A 16,870-nucleotide genomic window follows, 5' to 3' on the forward strand; every position below is an offset into this window, starting at 1 on the left:
CGCGCCCGGACGGTCGCTCAGTTCTCGACGATGGCGTCCTCGACGACGGCGTCCTCGACGGACGTGACGGCCGGGTCGACGAAGAGCCGTGCCCGCTCGGCATCGACCACGGCGCGCGCGAGCGACGCCTCGGACACGTCGACCGCACCCGCGACCTCCTCCGCGAGCGCGCTGCGGCGCGCGTACGCGTCGAACAGCCGGGCCTTCGTCCCGAGCAGGCGCACGAGGTGCTCGTCGACGCTGTCGACCGTGAGCAGACGGTGCACCTGGACCGTCTCGACCTGCCCCATGCGGTGGGCGCGCGCGACGGCCTGCGCCTCCGTCGTGGGCTTCGTCTGGGGCTCGCACAGGATCACCACGGAGGCGGCCTGGAGGTTGAGGCCCACTCCCCCGACGTCGATCTGGCTCACGAGCACGCGGGGTGACCCGGCCGCGGTGAAGTCGTCGACGATCGTCTGGCGCGTGCGCGCAGGCACCGAGCCGGTCAGCGGAGCGAGCGCGAGGTCGCCGAGCGCGCGCACGACGACGTCGACGACGTCCCGGAAGTACGAGAACACCACGACCTTGCGCCCGTTCTCGGCCGCCTCGCGCGCGAGCTCCACGAGCCGGCGCAGCTTCGCCGAGTCCTCGGGGTGCTCGACGGCGAACGCCGCCCGCCGCATCGCCATGAACGACCCCGCCGCGACCGCCTCGCGGTACGCGGCGCCGTCGACCGCACCGAGCCGCTCCCACTCGTCGACCTGCACGAGCTCGGGCAGCTCCTCGAGCACGTCCTCGGCGTTGCGTCGCAGGTAGGCGGGCGCGACGGCGTGCCGGAACGCGTCCGGACCGGCGGCGCCGTGCGCGGCGTCGAGGCGTGCCGCGAGCTCGGGCTGGAGGTAGCCCAGGAGGGTGCGGAACTCCTCGACCCGGTTCTCCATGGGCGTGCCGGTGAGCAGCAGCACGTGCTCGGTCGCCTGGGCGAGGGCCGCGACGGCCACCGACCGCTTCGCGAGCGGGTTCTTCACGTAGTGCGCCTCGTCCACGACGAGCACGGCGGGGCCGGCGGACCCGCCCGTCGCGAAGGCCGCGGTCCCGGCGCGGCGCAGGCCCGCGAACGTCACGACGGCGACACCGCCGGACGCACGCCACGCCTCCGCCGCGTCGTCGCGGTCCTCGCCGTGGACGGCGTGCACGGCGACGTCCGCGTGCGCGCGCACCTCGCGCACCCAGTTCTCCAGCACGCTCGCCGGGCACACGACGAGCGCGTGCGTCGCGCCGCGCGCGAGGAGGTGCGCGACGACGGCGATCGCCTGCACGGTCTTTCCGAGCCCCATCTCGTCGCCGAGGACGACGCGCCGCTGCGCGAGCGCGAAGCGCGCCCCGAAAGCCTGGTACCCGCGCAGCGAGACCCGCAGCAGCGACTCGTCGAGCGCCTGCGTCTGGACGCGGTCGACGAGCTCGGCGGGCAGGTGCCCGGCCGCGGCGGCGACGTCGCGGCCGGTGGGGGCGACGCCGTCGAGCAGCGCGTAGTACGCCGCGGACCGGCGCCGGAAGTCCGCCCAGACGTCGTACGGGCGCGCAGGCTCCGTGAGCAGCGCGGTGACGCGGCGGGCTTCCTCGGCCAGCCCCGTCACCCGGGCCCGCTCCACGAGCCCGGCGAGCGTCGCCACCCCCGCGAACGCCCGACGGCGCCGCTCTCCCCACGCGAGCAGCCGGCGCGGTCCGCTCGCGGCGACGAGCGCGTCGTCGCGCACGCGGTCGTGCTCCGCGAGCGCGGCGCGCACCTGGTCGCCGTACCGGGCGATGGTGCCGTCGGCCTGGTCGAGCGTGTGCAGCGCCTGGACGAGCGCGGTCGCGACCGGGTCCGTCGGCGTGAGGTCGATCCGGAAGCGCAGGCTCTCGCGCACGGCGCGCGCCACCTGCTCGGCGGCGGCGAGCAGGTGCGTCGCTGTCTGCGGGCCGATCTCGGGCAGCTTCTCGAGGCCGTCGCGCCCGAGCCGCGCGACCTCCCCCACGGTGCGCACGCCCGCGTCCGCGAGCGCCCCGAGCCGCAGGCGTTCGCGCGTCACGTCGCGCAGCGACGCGACGTCCACGGTGTCGAGCCGGGCGAGGACCTTCTCCTCGCGGCTGTCGCCGAACGCGCCACGTACCTGCTCGCGCGCCGCCCCGGGTGCCGCGGCGAGCGCCGCGAGCAGCCCGGCGAGGCCGTCCGCCTCCGCGACGACGCTCCGCGCGGTGGCGACGTCGGGCCGCGCGCCAGGACCGGTCATCCCTGCAGGACGCCGACGCTGGCGGCGCGCTCGGCGAGCCAGCGCTCCATCCGGGCCTGGGCCGCGTCGAGGAACGCCGTCTTGTCGCGCGTGTAGTCGTCGTAGTCGTCGGCGTCTGCGTGCCGCGCGGCGAGGCTCCGCTTGGTCGCCTCGTAGGCCGCGGCCTCGGTGGGGACGGCGCGCAGCCAGTCGCGGAACGCGACCACGTACGCGGCGAACGGCGAGTCGAGGCGGCGGACGTGCAGGATCACGGGCGGCTCGGCGCCGACGCCGGGGCGGGTGAGCAGCCGCTTGCGGTACTTCTCCGGGTCCGGGTCGGCGCCCGGGCGCGGGTTGTCCCGGTAGACGCCCGGGGAGTCCGGGCGCGCCCCGCGCTCGATCGAGAACCCGAGCGGCCCGAGCGCCCCCGCCAGCGCCGCTTCCGAGGGCAGCGGCGTCGTGCGCACCTGGAGGTCGATGATCGGCTTCGCGGCGAGCCCGGGGACCGCTGTCGACCCGATGTGCTCCACCACGACCGGGTCGGCGCCGTCACGGCTCGCGAGGTCGGCCAGGGCGCCGGCGACGCGCTCGGTCCACCGCCTGCCGGTCTCGGTCCATCGAGGGTCGTGGGCGTCGACGGTCGCTGCGGGCACCCCCGCACCCTACGACCTGCCCCCGCTCGGTGCACCGTCCCCGCGAGACATGAGAAGTGGCCCCAGGACCAGGTCGGTCCGGGGCCACTTCTCACGTCTCGCCGAGCGAGCGCTCGTCGGTGCTCGTCAGGTCAGTACGTCGTCAGGCCGTGGGCGCGGAACTGGTCGCGCACGCGCTCCGTGAGCTCCGGAGACGGCGCGGGCGTGTCGTCGAGCTCGTAGGTGCGCCCGAGGGCGTCCCACTTGTCGCGGCCCATCTGGTGGAAGGGCAGCACCTCGACGCGCGTCACCGTGCCGGGGCGGATCGCGTTGAGCGAGGCCGCGTACTGCGCGACCTTCTCGACGTTGTCCACGTCGTCGGTGAGGCCCGGGACGAGGACGAACCGCACCCACACCTCGGGCGCGTGCCCGGTGAGGCCGTTCTCGGCGATCCGGCGCCCGAACCGCAGGGTCGGCTCGAGGTCGCGGCTGGTGACCTTCTTGTAGGTGTCGGGGTCGCCGGACTTCACGTCGAGCAGCACGAGGTCCGTGTCGTCGAGCATCGCGTCGGTCGCGTTGACACCGAGGAATCCGGACGTGTCGAGCGCGGTGTGCACGTCCATCGCCTTCGCGCCGCGCAGGATCCGGGCCGCGAACGCGGGCTGCATGAGCACCTCGCCGCCGGAGAGCGTGAGCCCCCCGTGCGTGGCCCGGAACACCGGCAGGTAGCGCTTGACCCGCCCCAGGAGCTCGTCCGCCGTGACGGGCCTGCCGTCCTTCATGGCGAACGTGTCGGGGTTGTGGCAGTACAGGCACCGCAGCGGGCACCCGTTGAGGAACACCGTGAGCCGGGTCCCCGGGCCGTCCACGGCGGTGACGAGCTCCCAGGAGTGGACCGAGCCGAGCTCGCCCGCGCGCATCGCCGCGAGCTTGTCGGCCCGGTCCACGTCCGCGACCGTCAGCCCGTCCAGGCCCGCGCCCGCCCGGCGGGCGTGGCCCACCGGGGTGCCCGACGCCGCGGGCTCGCCCGTCGTCGTCGCCGCGCCCGGGACGTCGAGGCGCGTGGCGTCGTCGGGCAGGGTGCCCCCGGCGACGCCGCACCCGCGCTGCGGGCGGACGGCGGGGGCGGGAAGGGTGACGGTCATCGTGGGACTCCTCAGAGCGCGCCGTGGAAGGTGCGCGAGAGCACGTCGAGCTGCTGCTCGCGCGTGAGGCGGACGAAGTTCACCGCGTACCCGGACACGCGGATCGTCAGCTGCGGGTAGTTCTCCGGGTGGTCCATCGCGTCCAGGAGCGTCTCGCGGTTCAGCACGTTGACGTTCATGTGGTACCCGTTCGACCCGACGTAGGCGTCCAGGAGGCCGGCGAGGTTGGTGACCTGCTCCTCCTGGGTGCGCCCGAGGCCGCTCGGCACGACCGTGTTGGTCAGCGAGATGCCGTCCTGCGCCTCGTCGTACGGGAGCTTGGCCACCGAGAGCGCCGAGGCGAGCATGCCGTGGGTGTCGCGGCCGTTCATCGGGTTGGCGCCCGGGGCGAACGGCTCGCCGGCGCGGCGGCCGTCGGGCGTGTTGCCCGTCGCCTTGCCGTACACGACGTTCGACGTGATGGTCAGGACCGACTGCGTCGGCACCGCGTCGCGGTAGGTCGGGTGCGTGCGCACCTTCGCCATGAACCGCTCGACGAGGTCGACGGCGATCGCGTCGGCCCGGTCGTCGTCGTTGCCGTACGTGGGGTACTCGCCCTCGGTCACGTAGTCGACGACGAGGCCGCGCTCGTCGCGGACGACGGAGACCTTCGCGTGCTTGATCGCGGAGAGCGAGTCCGCCGCGACCGACAGGCCCGCGATGCCGCACGCCATGGTCCGCAGCACGTCCTTGTCGTGCAGCGCCATCTCGATGCGCTCGTACGCGTACTTGTCGTGCGACCAGTGGATGCAGTTGAGCGCCTCGACGTAGGTCTCGGCGAGCCAGTCCATCGTCGCGTCGAACTTCGCCATGACGTCGTCGAAGTCGAGCACGTCGCCCTCGACCGGCGCTGCCACCGGCGAGACCTGCTTGCCGGAGATCTCGTCGCGCCCGCCGTTGATCGCGTAGAGGAGCGTCTTGGCGAGGTTCACGCGCGCGCCGAAGAACTGCATCTGCTTGCCGACCTGCATCGGGGACACGCAGCACGCGATCGCCGCGTCGTCGCCCCAGGCCGCACGGATGAGCTCGTCCGACTCGTACTGCACGGCGGAGGTGTCGATCGAGACCTGCGCGCAGTAGTCCTTGAACCCTTGCGGCAGCTCGGGGCTCCAGAAGACCGTCATGTTCGGCTCGGGAGCCGGGCCGAGGTTGTACAGGGTCTGGAGGAAGCGGAACGAGTTCTTGGTGACGAGCGGCCGCCCGTCCTCGCCCATGCCGCCGATGGTCTCGGTGACCCAGGTCGGGTCGCCGGAGAACAGCGCGTCGTACTCGGGCGTGCGCAGGAACCGGACGATGCGCAGCTTGATGACGAAGTCGTCGATGATCTCCTGCGCCTCGGACTCCGTGATGCGGCCGGCCTCGAGGTCGCGGTCGATGAACACGTCGAGGAACGTCGACGTGCGCCCGAGCGACATCGCGGCGCCGTTCTGCTCCTTCACCGCGGCGAGGTAGGCGAAGTAGAGCCACTGCACGGCCTCGCGCGCCGACGTCGCCGGGCCGGAGATGTCGTAGCCGTACTCGGCCGCCATCTCCTTGAGCTCGCCGAGCGCGCGGATCTGCTCGGCGTGCTCCTCGCGCTCGCGCACGACCTTCTCGCTGAACGGCTGCGTGTCGAGGCCGAGCTTGTCGAGCTTCTTCGCGGCGATCAGCGCGTCCACCCCGTAGAGCGCGACGCGGCGGTAGTCGCCGATGATCCGGCCGCGGCCGTAGGCGTCGGGCAGGCCGGTGATGATGTGCGAGCTGCGGGCCGCGCGCACGTTCGGCGGGTAGACGTCGAACACGCCCTGGTTGTGCGTCTTGCGGTACTCGGTGAAGACCTTCTTCAGGGTCTCGTCGACCTCGTAGCCGTAGGTCTGCAGCGCGCCCTCGACCATGCGCCAGCCGCCGTTCGGCATGATCGCGCGCTTGAGCGGCGCGTCGGTCTGGAGGCCGACGATCACCTCGTGCGCCTTGTCGATGTAGCCGGGCGCGTGCGCCGTGATGCCGGCGGGCGTGTGGGTGTCGACGTCGTAGATCCCCATCTCCCGCTCCTCCGGGAACATGGCGGACAGCGTGCTCCAGATGCCCGTCGTGCGCTCCGTGGGTCCGGCGAGGAACGACGCGTCGCCCGTGTACGGGCGGTAGTTGCGCTGGATGAAGTCGCGCACGTCGACCGTGTCGCGCCACGGGCCGTCGGTGAAGCCCTCCCACGCGGGGACGTGCGCGGTGTCGTGCTGCGGGTCGACGCTGCCCTCCACCGCACGGCCGCCGCTCGTCGTGCCGGGTGCCTCGGAAACGCTGGTCATCTGGACCTCCCTCGTGCCTGACGCGCGGGTCCGCGCGCCGGCCGGACCCGCCGGTCTCCCCGGGCCCCGGGTGGAGGCCCTCGGTCGAGGTCGACGGGCTCCTTCGCCACCTCCAGGCTAGGTTCACGGCGCTCCTCACGGAGGAGTTTCGAGGTGTCCGGGGACCTAGGTCCCGAGCCGGACGGGACCCCGCAGGAACCGCAGGATCTCGCGGTTTCCTCGCCCTCCGCTCCTCGGCGCGACCGCCCCTTGTGATGACCTTCACAAGCACGCGGAACCCGGTGGCGACCGCGGACGCACGCACCCGTGACGCACGACACGGACGCACGTCACACCCTCGCCGGACGTGCTCCCGGCTTCCGTGTGAGACTGCCCGGGTGAAGCGCACCGTAGGGGTCGAGGAAGAGTTCCTGCTCGTCGGCGACGACGGCCACCCGGTCGCCCGGGCCGCGGAGGCCCTGGAGGCGTCGGGCACCGACGACAAGGGCGGCGGGACCGGTTCGCTCGAGTCGGAGTTCATGGAGGAGCAGCTCGAGACCGCGACCCACCCGCGGCGCGAGCTCGACGACCTCGCGACGGAGATCCGCGCGGGCCGGCAGCGTGCCCAGGAGGCCGCGGACCGCGTCGGCGCCCGGGTCGCCGCGCTCTCCACCTCGCCGCTGCCCTTCGAGGGCACCACCGTCTCCCGGCTGCGCTACCTCGAGGCCCGCGCCGCGTTCGGGCTCACGGCGCGCGAGCAGCTCACGAGCGGGTGCCACGTGCACGTCGCCGTCGCGGACGACACCGAGGGCGTCGCGGTCCTCGACCGCATCGGGCCGTGGCTCTCCACGCTCCTCGCGCTGAGCACCAACTCCCCGTTCTGGCAGGGCCAGGACAGCGGGTACGCGAGCTTCCGGTCCCAGGTCTGGTCCCGCTGGCCCACGTCGGGGCCGACCCGGGCGTTCGGCTCGCCCGAGGCGTACCGCGACGCGGTCGACACCCTGGTCGCGACCGGCACGATCCTCGACGAGAACATGGTCTACTTCGACGCCCGGCTGTCGTCGCGCTACCCGACGGTCGAGATCCGCGTCGCCGACGTGTGCCTCGACCCCGACACGGCGACGCTCCTCGCGGCCCTCAGCCGCGGCCTCGTCGAGACGGCGGCACGCGAGGCCGCGGACGGCGTCGCGCCCCCGGAGCTCCGCCCCGAGATCCTGCGGACCGCGTCGTGGCGCGCCGGGCGCTCGGGCCTCGAGGAGGACCTGGTCTCGCCGCTCACGTGGCGCCCCGCCCCGGCGCACGACGTCGTCGGGCTGCTCGTCGCGCACGTGCGGGACGCGCTGGTCGACGCGGGTGACCTCGATGCCGTGACGGAGCTCCTCGGACGGCTCTGGTCGGGCGGGAACGGTGCCCAGCGCCAGCGCGCGTGGCACGCGGCGGCCGGTGGGGACCTGCGTGCCGTCGTCGAGCAGGCCGTCGAGGTCACGCACTCCTGACGTCCATGCCCGGCGGCGCGCCGGCGGCCGTGCGCCCGACGCTCGCTACGGCGCGGTGAGGGCCGCTTCGCGGGCGCGGGCGACGACGTCGTGCACGGTCGCCCCCAGGACGTCCGGCAGCGGCCCGTCCGTCCATGCGCGCCCGTGGGAGACCCAGCCGGTGCGCGTGCCGGCGGCCCGCCCGGCGGCGACGTCGGCGTGCGCCGCGTCCCCGACCATCCAGACCTGTGCGCGGTCGGCGTCCGTCGCGCCGACCCGCTCGAGCGCGATCTCCAGGAGCCGCGGGTCCGGCTTGTCCACGCCCTCCTCGCCGGACACGACGACGGCGTCGACGTGCGCCCCGACCCCGCACCGGGCGAGCTTGCCGCGCTGCTGCGCGGACGTCCCGTTCGTCACCACGACGACCACGTCGCCGTCGGCACGCAGCGCGTCGAGCAGGTCGAGCACGCCGTCGTACGCGCGGACGTGGTCGAGGATCCCGGCGCGGAAGCGGTCGACCGCGGCGGGCAGGTCGCCGTCCCAGCCGAGGCGGTCGACGATCACGCGCGCCACGTCGGCCTTGACCGCGAAGCCGCCCTGGTCGGCGGCGACGATCGCGGCGAGGTCGGAGGCGTCGCGCCCGGCGCGCGCGACCGCGTCGGCCGCCCAGGCGGCGAACGCGTCGTCGCGGCCGACGAGCGTGTTGTCGAGGTCCAGGAGCCAGATCACGCCCGGACCCTAGCGCGGACGACCCGGGCGCCGCCGGGGCGTCCGCGGCAGGCGCCCCGACGCCGACGGCTCAGCCGCGCGTGAGCTCCGCGAGCGCGTCCAGCACGTCGCGCGCGACGTCGGCCGACGTGAGCCGGTTGGCCGACGCGACCTGGTCCCGGGTCGCGTGGTCCAGGAACTGGGCGGGCAGCCCGAGCGCGTGCACCGGTGTGCGGACGCCGCCCTCGAGCGAGCGCTGCGCGAGGAGGGCGCCCACGCCGCCGTCGGCGACGCCGTCCTCGATGCTCACCACGAGGTCGTGCTCGCCCGCGAGCTTGACGAGCGCGCTCGGCACCGGCAGGACCCACGTCGGGGACGCGACGGTGACGTCGACCCCGTGGGCCGTGAGCGACTCCGCCGCGTCGAGCGCGACCCGCGCCATGGAACCGGGGCCGACGAGCAGGACCCGAGCGCGGGGGCCGGAGCCCTCCGGAGCGGTCGTCGGCGCCTCGCCCGGCACCGCGAGCAGGTCCACGCCGTCCACGGTGTCGACGGCGGGCAGCGGGTCGCCGAGCGCCCCCTTGGGGTAGCGCACGACCGTGGGCGCGTCGTCCACGTCCACGGACTCGCGCAGCGCCGTCCGCAGCGTCTCCTCGTCGCGCGGCGCGGCGAGCCGCAGACCGGGCACGATGCGCAGCATCGCCATGTCCCACATGCCGTTGTGGCTCGCGCCGTCGTCGCCCGTGATGCCCGCGCGGTCGAGGACGAACGTCACGCCCGCCTTGTGCAGGGCGACGTCCATGAGGACCTGGTCGAACGCGCGGTTGAGGAACGTCGCGTAGACGGCGACGACAGGGTGCAGGCCCGCGAACGCCATGCCCGCGGCGGACGTGGCGGCGTGCTGCTCGGCGATCCCGACGTCGAACGTGCGCTCGGGGAACGCCTGCGCGAACGGCTTGAGGCCGACCGGCTCGAGCATGGCCGCGGTGATCGCGACGACGTCGGACCGGCGGCGGCCGATCTGGACGATCTCGTCCGCGAAGACGCTCGTCCAGCCGAAGCGCGACGGCGCGACCGGGAGCCCGGTCTCGGGGTGGATCTTCCCGACGGCGTGGAAGCGGTCGGCGACGTCCTGCTCGGCGGGCGTGTACCCGCGGCCCTTCTCGGTGATCGCGTGCACGATCACGGGCGCCCCGTAGGCCTTGGCCCGGCGCAGCGCGTGCTCCATGGCCTCGACGTCGTGGCCGTCGACCGGGCCGACGTACTTGATGCCGAGGTCCTCGAACATCCCCTGCGGGGCGACGACGTCCTTGAGGCCCTTCTTCAGGCCGTGCAGCCACTCGTACGCGAACCGACCCGGCGCGCCGGACCGGTTGAGGGTGCGCTTGCCCCACTGGAGGAAGCTCTCGTAGCCGTGCGTGGTGCGCAGCGTCGACAGGTGGTGCGCGAGCCCGCCGATCGTGGGCGAGTAGGAGCGGCCGTTGTCGTTGACCACGACGACGAGGCGCCGGTCCTGGGACTCGGCGATGTTGTTCAGCGCCTCCCAGGCCATGCCGCCGGTGAGGGCGCCGTCGCCGATGACCGCGACGACGTGCCGGTCGGTGAGGCCGCGCACGACGTTCGCCTTCGCGATGCCGTCGCCCCACGAGAGTGCGGTCGACGCGTGCGAGTTCTCGACGACGTCGTGGTCGGACTCGGCCCGCGACGGGTACCCGGACAGGCCGCCCTGCTTGCGCAGCGCCGAGAAGTCCTGGCGCCCGGTGAGGAGCTTGTGCACGTAGGACTGGTGCCCCGTGTCGAACACGAACGTGTCCGTCGGCGACGAGAAGACGCGGTGCATGGCGATCGTGAGCTCGACGACCCCCAGGTTCGGGCCGAGGTGTCCCCCGGTGCGGGAGACGGAGTCGACGAGGAACGCACGGATCTCGCCGGCGAGCTCCTGCGTCTGCTCGAGGGTCAGCCGTTGCACGTCCTCGGGCGAGGTGATCGTGCCAAGCAGGCTCATGCAGATGCTCCGTTCCGTTCCCGTGCGACCAGCCCGACAACTCTAGGCCGTCCGGGCAGGTGACCTGCGCAGCGGTGCGCCGGGCGACGGGACCTTCACGTCATTGACGCACACTCCGGCGCCGGACGCACGAACCGCCCGCGCATGGAATGTCACTTCCGCCCTGCGGACATCGAAGGTCTGCGACCTCGTAGGATGGAGGCATGCGCTTCCTGCCCGGACAGACTCCCGCGACCGACCTCACCTACGGCGACGTGTTCCTCGTCCCGTCGCGCTCGGAGGTCACCTCGCGCTTCGACGTCGACCTCTCCTCCGCGGACGGGACGGGGACCACGATCCCCGTCGTCGTCGCGAACATGACCGCCGTCGCCGGCCGGCGCATGGCGGAGACGGTCTCGCGCCGCGGCGGCGTCGCGATCATCCCGCAGGACGTGCCGACCGACGTCGTCGCCGACGTGGTCGCCGACGTGAAGTCCAAGGACCCCGTCATCGAGACGCCCGTCGTCGTCGGCCCGCACGACACCGTCCACACGGCCCTGACGCTCATCGGCAAGCGCGCGCACGGCGCCGCGGTCGTCGTGGACGGCGGGCGGCCCGTCGGCGTGGTCACGGAGGCCGACTGCGCCGACGTCGACCGCTTCACCCAGGTCCACCAGGTCATGACCACCCATCCCCTGGTCCTCGACGCCTCCGTCCTCGACGGCGGCCGCGCGGGGCTGGAGGCCGCCTACGACCAGCTCCACGCCGCGCGCCTCAAGGTCGCGCCCGTGACGCGCGACGGGGCGCTCGTCGGCGTCCTCACGCGCAAGGGCGCGCTGCGCTCGTCCGTCTACCCGCCCGCGCTCGACGCCGCGGGCCGCCTCCGCGTCGGTGCCGCGGTCGGGATCAACGGCGACGTCGCGGCCAAGGCCAAGGAGCTCCTGGCGGCCGGCGTCGACGTGCTCGTCGTCGACACGGCGCACGGGCACCAGGCCAAGATGCTCCAGGCGCTCGACGCCGTGCGCTCGGTCGGTCCGGACGTCCCCGTCGTCGCGGGCAACGTCGTCACGGCCGACGGCGTGCGCGACCTCGTCGCCGCGGGCGCCGACATCGTCAAGGTGGGCGTCGGCCCGGGCGCGATGTGCACGACGCGCATGATGACCGCCGTCGGGCGCCCGCAGTTCTCCGCCGTCCTCGAGTGCGCCGCGGCGGCGCGCGAGCTCGGCAAGCACGTCTGGGCCGACGGCGGCGTGCGCCACCCGCGCGACGTCGCCCTCGCGCTCGCCGCGGGCGCCTCGCAGGTGATGATCGGCTCGTGGTTCGCAGGGACGTACGAGTCCCCCGGCGACCTGCACGACGACGGCACCGGCCGGCTCTACAAGGAGAGCTTCGGCATGGCGTCGGCACGCGCCGTGGCCGCGCGCACCGCGGGCGGCTCGCCGTTCGACCGCGCGCGCAAGGCCCTCTACGAGGAGGGCATCAGCTCGGGGCGCATGTTCCTCGACCCGCAGCGCCCGGGCGTCGAGGACCTCCTCGACCAGATCACGTCGGGGCTGCGGAGCTCCGCGACCTACGCCGGGGCGTCCAGCCTCGCGGAGTTCGCCGACCGCGCCGTCGTCGGGATCCAGTCCGCCGCGGGCTACGAGGAGGGCCGCCCGCTCCCGGTGAGCTGGTGACCACGGCACCGCAGGGCTCCCGCGCTCCCGCGCGCGAGCAGCTCGCCGCGCTCGCGCGCGACGGCGGCGCCTGGCCCGAGCCGTGGCGCCACGCCGTCGGCGCCCTGCGCGACGACGCTCGTGGGGCCGCCGTGCTCCTGCTGTTCGGCGCGCTCGACCGCGTCCCCGCCGGCCACGCGGCCGCCTCGGTGCCGCGAGACCTCGACGTGCTCCTCCTCGCCCGGGCCGCGACGCTCGGCCACCACCCCGGCCAGGTCGCCTTCCCCGGAGGGCGGCTCGAGCCCGAGGACGGCGGCCCGGTCGGCGCCGCGCTGCGCGAGGCCGAGGAGGAGACGGGGCTCGAGCCCGACGGCGTCGACGTGCTCGGGACGCTCGGCGAGCTGCCCGTGCCGGTGAGCAACCATCTCGTGACCCCGGTCCTCGCGTGGTGGTCGCGCCCCACGCCCGTCCGCGCGGTCGACGCCGCCGAGTCCGCGCACGTGTTCCGCGTCCCCGTCGCCGACCTCCTCGACCCCGCACGGCGTCGCACGGTCACGGTCCGCCGCGAGCGCCGCGTGCACAAGAGCCCGGGATTCCTCGTCGAGGCGGACGGGCGCGAGCACCTCGTCTGGGGGTTCACGGGCGGGATCCTCGACGCGCTGTTCGACCGGCTCGGCTGGACGGAGCCCTGGGACCGGACCCGCACGCTCGACGCCCCGCTCTGACCCGACGACGCGGTCGGGTCCGGAGGGCTCAGGTGGGCTCCCCCGCCGACGGGCCGGAGAGCCGGCGGCCGAACTCGGGGTCGCCCGTGAGGGTCGCGTAGGAACGCTGCACGACCTCCTCCAGGACGCCGAGGTCGACGGCGTCGAGGTCCTTCACGTAGACGCAGCCCTTGCCGACGGTGTGCGGGCCCAGGCGGTCCAGCAGCGCGGCGTGGACGTCGACCCCGTCCATGAGGTAGACGGTCGTCGCCGCCTTGCGCGGCGAGAAGCCCGCCGCGGCCATGTCGCCCTCGCGACCGCTCGCATAGCGGTAGTGGTACGTGCCGAACCCGACGATCGACGAGCCCCACATCCGCGGCGGCTCCCCCGTGACGCGGGACAGGAGCTCGACGAGACGGTGCGCGTCGCGGCGCCGGACGGGGTGCTCCACCGCCGCGAGGAACGCCTCGACGTCGGCGTCCGTGGGCTGGGTCGTGTTCTCGCTCGCCATGCCCCCGTCTCCCGCGGCACGGCGCCGGCGCGCGAGCTCGGCACTCCTGCGCAGGTTCGGCAGCCACGACCGCCGATCTCGGCAGGACGTGCCGGGCTCGCCGCGGTCTCCCTCCGGACCTCCCGGGGACGACGGCGGGGCGCCCACCTCGAGAGGTGAGCGCCCCGCCGGGGTGCGTCTGCGCCGTCGGGAGGCCCGCAGCGCTAGCGGTGGCTCACGCCACCAGGGAGCGCAGCACGTACTGGAGGATGCCGCCGTTGCGGTAGTAGTCCGCCTCGCCGGGGGTGTCGATGCGCACGACCGCGTCGAACTCGACGCTCGTTCCGTCGGGCTTGGTCGCGGTGACCTTCACCGTCGACGGCGTGGACCCGTCGTTCAGCGCCGTGATGCCGGCGATGTCGAAGGTCTCCGTGCCCGCCAGCCCGAGCGACGCGGCGTTCTCACCGGCCGGGAACTGCAGCGGCAGGACGCCCATGCCGATGAGGTTCGAGCGGTGGATGCGCTCGAAGCTCTCGGTGATGACGGCCTTGACGCCCAGGAGCGCCGTGCCCTTGGCGGCCCAGTCGCGCGACGAGCCGGAGCCGTACTCCTTGCCGCCCAGGATGACGAGCGGCGTGCCCTGCGCGGCGTAGTCCTGCGCGGCGTCGTAGATCGTGTCCTGCGCGCCCGTGACGAAGTTGAAGGTGTAGCCACCCTCGACGTCCTCGAGGAGCTGGTTGCGCAGGCGGATGTTCGCGAACGTGCCGCGGATCATGACCTCGTGGTTCCCGCGGCGCGAGCCGTAGGAGTTGAAGTCGCGACGCGCGACGCCGTGCTCGGCGAGGTACTTCCCGGCCGGCGAGTCCACCTTGATGGCGCCCGCGGGGCTGATGTGGTCGGTCGTGACCGAGTCGCCCAGCTTCGCGAGGACGCGCGCACCGGAGATGTCGGCGACGGGCGACGGCTCCATGCCCATGCCCTCGAAGTACGGGGGCTTGCGCACGTAGGTCGACTCAGCGTCCCACGCGAACGTGTCGCCCTCGGGCGTCTCGAGCGCGCGCCACCGGTCGTCGCCGGTGAAGACGTCCGCGTAGTCCTTGGTGAACATGTCGCGGTCGATCGACGCGTCGATCGTCGCCTGGACCTCGTCCGGCGTCGGCCAGATGTCGCGCAGGAAGATCGGGTGGCCCGCCTCGTCACGGCCCAGCGGGTCGTGGTCGAAGTCGAACTCCATGGTGCCCGCGAGCGCGTACGCGATGACCAGCGGCGGAGACGCGAGGTAGTTCATCTTCACGTCGGGGTTGATGCGGCCCTCGAAGTTGCGGTTGCCGGACAGGACCGACACCACGGCGAGGTCGTGCTCGTTGACCGCCTCGGAGATCTTCTCGTCGAGCGGGCCCGAGTTGCCGATGCACGTCGCGCAGCCGTAGCCGACGAGGTGGAAGCCGAGCTTCTCGAGGTACGGCCACAGGCCGGCCTTCTCGTAGTAGTTCGTCACGACCTGCGAGCCCGGGGCCATCGAGGTCTTGACCCACGGCTTGGCCGCGAGGCCCTTCTCGACCGCCTTCTTCGCGAGGAGTGCTGCGGCGAGCATGACCGACGGGTTCGAGGTGTTGGTGCAGCTCGTGATCGACGCGATCGCGACGGCGCCGTGGAACAGGTCGAACGTCGTGCCGTCCGTGTCCGTCACGCTCACGGTCTTGCGGCCGTTGGGCGTGATCGCGGGCGAGTCGGACGCCGGGAACGACTCCTTCTCCGCCTCGTCGACCAGGTCGCGGACCTCGGGCGCGTAGGTGGGCAGGTCGCGCTCGAACGCCGACTTGGCGTTCGACAGCTCGATGCGGTCCTGCGGACGCTTGGGGCCGGCGATCGACGGGACCACCGTCGAGAGGTCGAGCTCGAGGTACTCCGAGAAGACCGGCTCGACGTAGCTGTCCGACGCGGGGTCGAGCCACAGGCCCTGCTCCTTGGCGTACGCCTCGACGAGCGCGAGCTGCTCGTCGCTGCGGCCCGTGAGGCGCAGGTAGTCGATCGTCACGCCGTCGATCGGGAAGATCGCGGCCGTGGAGCCGAACTCGGGGCTCATGTTGCCGATCGTCGCGCGGTTCGCGAGCGGCACCTGGGCCACGCCCGCGCCGTAGAACTCGACGAACTTCCCGACGACGCCGTGCTGGCGCAGCATCTGGGTGATGGTCAGCACGACGTCGGTCGCGGTGACGCCCGCGGGGATCGAGCCGTTGAGCTTGAAGCCGACGACGCGCGGGATGAGCATCGAGACGGGCTGGCCGAGCATGGCCGCCTCGGCCTCGATGCCGCCGACGCCCCAGCCGAGCACGCCGAGGCCGTTGACCATCGTCGTGTGCGAGTCGGTGCCGACGCACGTGTCGGGGTACGCGCGCAGGGTGCCGCCCACCTCACGCGTCATGATCGTGCGCGCCAGGAACTCGATGTTCACCTGGTGCACGATGCCGGTGCCCGGGGGGACGACCTTGAAGTCGTCGAACGCCGTCTGGCCCCAGCGCAGGAACTGGTAGCGCTCGTGGTTGCGCTGGTACTCGAACTCGACGTTGCGCTCGAACGCATCCGCGCGGCCCGCGACGTCGATCTGCACCGAGTGGTCGATGACCATCTCGGCCGGCGCGAGCGGGTTGATGCGCGACGGGTCCCCGCCGAGCTCGGCGACGGCCTCGCGCATGGTGGCGAGGTCGACGACGCACGGCACACCGGTGAAGTCCTGCATGATCACGCGCGCGGGCGTGAACTGGATCTCGGTGTCGGGCTGCGCGTCCGGGTCCCAGGACGCGAGCGCGCGGACGTGGTCCGCGGTGATGTTGGCGCCGTCCTCCGTGCGCAGGAGGTTCTCGGCGAGGATCTTCAGGCTGTACGGGAGGCGCTCGACACCCTCGACGGCGGACAGGCGGAAGATCTCGTACGAGTTCTCACCGACCTCCAGCGTTCCCTTCGACCCGAACGTGTCGACGCTGCTCACTCGTAGCTCCTTCGTGGCGAGACGGTGGCACGGATGCCATGGTTCAGGGGGCTTCGCCCAGCCTACGCCGGGCCGGCGCGCCGCTCAGGCCGGGTCCGGAGGCCCGCCCTGGCGGTGGTCGGCGGCTCGTCCACGACCCGCTGCGACCTGCACCGCGACCAGCATACCCCATATATCTTGACGTCAAGATATATCCCGGGCGCGGCCGCGCGCGACGTCCTTCACGGCTCCCGGCTCAGAGGTCGCAGTCGCACAGCAGGTTGAGCTCGACGACCTGCTCGCCCTCGTCGGGTCGAGCCCAGGCCTCCGCCTCCGCGCGCGACGCGAAGCTCCGCCCCGCCAGCCGGCCGTTGGGCAGCAGCACGCCCACGCCGACGATGTCCCGGACGTCGTCCGTGCCGTGGACGGCCGGGGCTCCCGCCGCAGCAGCCACCGTCGTCGACCCGCTCGTGCTCGTCACGTCGCTCACCGTCCCGCTCCTCCGACCGTCTCCCCCCATCGTCCTCCCGGCACGCGCCGGGGCGCACCCGGGTTCGCGCAGGGCCGAGCGCGCC

General features: G+C 73.5%; 12 protein-coding genes. 3 read left to right on the forward strand and 9 right to left on the reverse strand.

Going from position 1 to position 16,870, the window contains the following annotated elements; translation table 11 throughout:
• Window positions 1-17 precede the first annotated feature (17 nt).
• The 4 genes from ACFVN3_RS10395 to pflB all read right to left on the reverse strand — a co-directional run bounded on the left by ACFVN3_RS10395 (window position 18) and on the right by pflB (window position 6,332).
• On the reverse strand, window positions 18-2,252 hold the full coding sequence (locus ACFVN3_RS10395) for a DEAD/DEAH box helicase (RefSeq protein WP_378232735.1): 2,235 nt from the start codon (window positions 2,250-2,252) through the stop codon (window positions 18-20).
• On the reverse strand, window positions 2,249-2,884 hold the full coding sequence (locus tag ACFVN3_RS10400) for a GrpB family protein (protein WP_378232736.1): 636 nt from the start codon (window positions 2,882-2,884) through the stop codon (window positions 2,249-2,251). The genes ACFVN3_RS10395 and ACFVN3_RS10400 overlap by 4 nt, the downstream gene beginning before the upstream one ends.
• A 131-nt stretch (window positions 2,885-3,015) precedes the next feature.
• On the reverse strand, window positions 3,016-4,008 hold the full coding sequence (gene pflA / locus ACFVN3_RS10405) for a pyruvate formate-lyase-activating protein (protein WP_378232737.1): 993 nt from the start codon (window positions 4,006-4,008) through the stop codon (window positions 3,016-3,018).
• An 11-nt stretch (window positions 4,009-4,019) separates the two neighbouring features.
• Entirely contained in the window at window positions 4,020-6,332 is a 2,313-nt protein-coding gene (gene pflB / locus ACFVN3_RS10410; protein ID WP_378232738.1) for a formate C-acetyltransferase, read from the reverse strand.
• 377 nt (window positions 6,333-6,709) lie between these two features.
• Between pflB and ACFVN3_RS10415 the strand changes: the two genes are divergently transcribed.
• Complete coding sequence (locus ACFVN3_RS10415; protein WP_378232739.1) at window positions 6,710-7,807, forward strand: glutamate--cysteine ligase; 1,098 nt, start codon at window positions 6,710-6,712, stop codon at window positions 7,805-7,807.
• Window positions 7,808-7,852: 45 nt separating this feature from the next.
• On the opposite strand, the gene ACFVN3_RS10420 is transcribed toward ACFVN3_RS10415, so the two are convergent.
• Window positions 7,853-8,515 carry an HAD family hydrolase gene (locus ACFVN3_RS10420; RefSeq protein ID WP_378232740.1) on the reverse strand — a complete coding sequence of 221 codons (663 nt, stop codon included), beginning with the start codon at window positions 8,513-8,515 and terminating at the stop codon, window positions 7,853-7,855.
• Window positions 8,516-8,585: 70 nt separating this feature from the next.
• The gene (gene dxs / locus ACFVN3_RS10425; protein ID WP_378232741.1) at window positions 8,586-10,499 is read right to left on the reverse strand and encodes a 1-deoxy-D-xylulose-5-phosphate synthase; all 1,914 of its coding nucleotides are present in this window, start codon (window positions 10,497-10,499) and stop codon (window positions 8,586-8,588) included.
• A 203-nt stretch (window positions 10,500-10,702) separates the two neighbouring features.
• On the opposite strand from dxs, the gene ACFVN3_RS10430 reads away from it, so the two are divergent.
• Together ACFVN3_RS10430 and ACFVN3_RS10435 are read left to right on the forward strand one after the other, a co-directional pair.
• Window positions 10,703-12,154 (forward strand): GuaB1 family IMP dehydrogenase-related protein, encoded by a 1,452-nt coding sequence (locus ACFVN3_RS10430; RefSeq protein WP_378232742.1) that lies wholly within the window; start codon window positions 10,703-10,705, stop codon window positions 12,152-12,154.
• The gene (locus ACFVN3_RS10435; protein WP_378232794.1) at window positions 12,148-12,858 is read left to right on the forward strand and encodes an NUDIX hydrolase; all 711 of its coding nucleotides are present in this window, start codon (window positions 12,148-12,150) and stop codon (window positions 12,856-12,858) included. Before ACFVN3_RS10430 ends, ACFVN3_RS10435 begins: the two co-directional genes overlap by 7 nt.
• 28 nt (window positions 12,859-12,886) lie before the next feature.
• On the opposite strand, the gene ACFVN3_RS10440 is transcribed toward ACFVN3_RS10435, so the two are convergent.
• The 3 genes from ACFVN3_RS10440 to ACFVN3_RS10450 form a co-directional block, all read right to left on the reverse strand.
• Window positions 12,887-13,348, reverse strand: a complete 462-nt coding sequence (locus ACFVN3_RS10440; RefSeq protein ID WP_378232744.1) for a DUF1801 domain-containing protein — start codon at window positions 13,346-13,348, stop codon at window positions 12,887-12,889.
• Window positions 13,349-13,562: 214 nt separating this feature from the next.
• Window positions 13,563-16,316, reverse strand: coding sequence for an aconitate hydratase AcnA (gene acnA, locus ACFVN3_RS10445; protein ID WP_378232745.1), 2,754 nt, complete (start codon window positions 16,314-16,316; stop codon window positions 13,563-13,565).
• 235 nt (window positions 16,317-16,551) lie between these two features.
• Window positions 16,552-16,785, reverse strand: coding sequence for a hypothetical protein (locus ACFVN3_RS10450; protein WP_378232746.1), 234 nt, complete (start codon window positions 16,783-16,785; stop codon window positions 16,552-16,554).
• Window positions 16,786-16,870: the final 85 nt, after the last annotated feature.

This window comes from Cellulosimicrobium sp. NPDC057862, from assembly GCF_042797035.1.
Taxonomy (GTDB): Bacteria; Actinomycetota; Actinomycetes; order Actinomycetales; family Cellulomonadaceae; genus Cellulosimicrobium.